This is a genomic window from Streptomyces rugosispiralis (assembly GCF_024505145.1).
Classification (GTDB): domain Bacteria; phylum Actinomycetota; class Actinomycetes; order Streptomycetales; family Streptomycetaceae; genus Streptomyces; species Streptomyces rugosispiralis.
This window is the reverse complement of record NZ_JANIAA010000125.1, coordinates 1-3,368: the sequence shown is the minus strand read 5'-3', so window position 1 is coordinate 3,368 and position 3,368 is coordinate 1. Positions and strand designations below refer to the sequence as shown.

Annotated in this window: 1 protein-coding gene; it reads right to left on the bottom strand. The window is 72.2% G+C overall.

The window, feature by feature from the left end; genetic code table 11:
* On the bottom strand, positions 1–3,368 hold a 3,368-nt coding region (locus NP777_RS46605), incomplete at both ends, for an SDR family NAD(P)-dependent oxidoreductase (protein WP_391858717.1).

Below are 3,368 nucleotides of genomic sequence, written 5' to 3'. Positions count from 1 at the left end.
CCGTCAGCGACACCATCACCGCGAACAGGGCGGGCTGTACGACATCCACCCGCTCCAGCGCCACGGGATCGTTGAGCACGTCCACCAGCGACCAGTCCACATACGGCGCCAGGGCCGCCGCGCACTCCCCGATCCGCCGGGCGAACACCGGCGAGGAGTCCATCAGCCCGGCCGCCATACCGGCCCACTGCGACCCCTGGCCGGGGAAGACGAAGGCAACTCCGGCGCTGCGCTTGGCCACGCCTTCGATCAGCCCGGAGGTGCCCCGGCCCGCGACGCGATCGGCCAGGATCCGTACGGCCTCCGCGCGGTCGGGGGCCAGCACGACCGCGCGGTGCTCGAAGGCGGTCCGCGCAGTGGCGAGGGACAGTCCGATGTCCTCGGCCGTGCCCTCCGGGTGCCGCTCCAGGTGGTCCAGCAGCCGCGTGGCCTGGGCGCGCAGCGCCACCTCGGACTTGCTGGACAGCGGCCAGGGGACGAGCGGCAGCGCCGCCGGGGGCACCGCCGCTTCTTCCACTACGTCCGCCACGATCGCCACGTCCACTACGTCCGCCACGTCCGCCACGTCCGCACCAGAAGCGGCGTCGGTGGCGGCCGGCGGCGGTGCCTGCTCGATGATGGCGTGGGCGTTGGTGCCGCTGATGCCGAACGAGGACACACCGGCCCGGCGCGGCTCCTCGCCCTCCGGCCACGCGGCGGCCTCGGCCAGGAGTTCAACGGTGCCCGCCGTCCAGTCCACGTGGGGCGACGGTTCGTCGATGTGCAAGGTGCGGGGCAGCACGCCGTGGCGCATCGCCAGCACCATCTTGATCACACCGGCCACACCGGCGGCCGCCTGCGTATGACCGATGTTCGACTTCACCGACCCCAGCAACAACGGCTGGTCCGCGGCGCGCTCACGACCGTAGGTGGCCAGCAACGCCTGCGCCTCGATCGGATCGCCCAGCGACGTACCCGTACCGTGCGCCTCCACGGCATCGACCTGCCCGGCCGTGAGCCCGGCATTGGCCAGCGCCTGGCGGATCACCCGCTGCTGCGACGGCCCATTGGGAGCGGACAGCGCACTGCTCGCACCGTCCTGATTGGTCGCCGTACCCCGGACCACCGCCAGCACCCGGTGCCCATTGCGCTGCGCGTCGGACAGCCGCTCCAGGAACAGCATGCCCACACCCTCGGCGGGCCCGAAACCATCCGCCGCCGCCGAGAAGGGCTTGCACCGGCCGTCGGGCGCGAGCCCGCGCTGCCGGCTGAAGCCGATGAAGGTGCCAGGGGTGGCCATGACGGTGACACCACCGGCCAGCGCGAGGGAACACTCCCCCTGGCGCAGCGCCTGCACCGCCAGGTGCAGGGCGACCAGCGACGAGGAACACGCGGTGTCCACCGTGACCGCCGGGCCCTCCAGACCCAGCGTGTAGGCCACCCGCCCGGACACGACACTGATGGCACTGCCGGTCACCAGATGACCCTCGACACCATCGGGGGCCTCGTGCACCCGCGGCCCGTAATCAGGGGCCACCGCCCCGACAAAGACCCCGGACCGACTGCCCCTGAGCGAGGCCGGATCGATGCCCGCCCGTTCGATGGCCTCCCACGACGTCTCCAGCAGCAGCCGCTGCTGCGGATCCATCGCCAGCGCCTCGCGCGGCGAGATCCCGAAGAAATCGGCGTCGAAGTCGCCGATGTCGTAGAGGAACCCACCCTCGCGCGCATACGAGGTGCCCGGCCGGTCGGGGTCCGCGTCATAGAGCGCGCCGACGTCCCAGCCGCGGTCATCGGGAAACGCCGTGATGGCGTCCTCGCCCCCGCTCAGCAGCCGCCAGAACTCCTCGGGGGAGCGCACCCCGCCGGGGAAGCGGCAGCTCATCCCGACGATCGCGATCGGCTCGCGGGCCGCCGACTCCACATCCCGCAGACGCTGCCGCGCCTGGTGCAGATCAGCCGTCACCCGCCGGAGGTGATCGCGGGACGGCGGGCCCTTCACCTGGTCGGCCACGAGCGCGCGAACGGCGTCGTCGGCTGAGGTGTCCGTGCCGAGCAACGTGGTTTCCAGCCGGTCGAGTTCGGCGGCCACATCGGGCGACTCGTCCGCCGCCACGGGGACGATCTCCGCACCCAAGTGTCCGGCCAGGGCGGCAGGAGTCGGGTAGTCGAAGATGAGCGTGGCGGGCAGCCGCAGGCCGGTGGCCGCGTTCAGCCGGTTGCGCAGCTCGACCGCGGTGAGCGAGTCAAAGCCCAGCTCAAGGAAGCCACGATCAGTGTCCACCGCCGATGCCGACCCATGGCCGAGGACCGTGGCGGCATGCTCCTGGACCAGACGCAGCAGCATCCGCTGCCGCTCCCCCTGACCGAGCCCGGACAGCCGCCGCGCCAGCGACGCCCCCTGCGAACCAGGGCCTTCCTGAGCCGACGCGCGCCGCTGCGGGACAGACCGTCGTACGAGTCCGGTGAGCAGCGGGGGTACGGGTGTGGCATCGGCGGTGGCCGCCAGGTGGCCGAGGTCGAGCCGCGCGGGCACCACCACGCCCTCCGCCAGCCGCCCGGAGGTGTCGAAGAGCCGCAGCCCCTCCTCGGAGGAGAACGGCACCAGTCCGCCGCGAGTCATGCGCGAGAGGTCGGCCTCGGCGAGGTGTCCGGTCATCCCGCTCCGCTCGGCCCACATTCCCCAGGCGAGCGAGACTCCGGGCAGACCCATCGCCCGGCGCCGCTGGGCCAGCCCGTCCAGGAACGTGTTGGCGGCGGCATAGTTGGCCTGGCCCGCGGACCCCAACACACCGGCGGCCGACGAGAACAGGGCGAACATGGCCACATCGAAACGGCGCGTCAGCTCATGCAGATGCCACGCCCCGTCGACCTTCGCCCGCAGCACCGCGTCGAGACGCTCCGGTGTCAGGGAGGCCACGGTGCCGTCGTCCAGGATGCCCGCGGCGTGGACCACGCCAGTTAGGCCGTGTCCGTCGGGGAGTCCCGCCAGCATGTCGGCCAGTGCGTCGCGGTCGGCGACATCGCAGGCGGCGACGGTGACCGAGGCCCCCAGAGCCGTCAGCTCCGCCTCGAGCGCCACCATGCTCTCCGCCGCGCGGCCACGGCGACTGACCAGCAACAGCCGCCGTATCCCGTGCTCGGCCACCAGATGCCGCGCGACCAGCCCACCCAGGACACCACCGGCACCCGTGATCAGTACGGTCCCCTCCGGATCCAAGACGGCCGGAACACTCAGCACCAGCTTGCCCACATGACGCGCCTGGCTCATGAACCGGAACGCCTCCGGAGCCCTGCGCACATCCCACACCCGTGTGGGCAACGGCCGCAGCTCACCTCGCTCGAAGAGCCCCACGACCTCCGCGAGCATCCCCCCGATACGCTCCGGA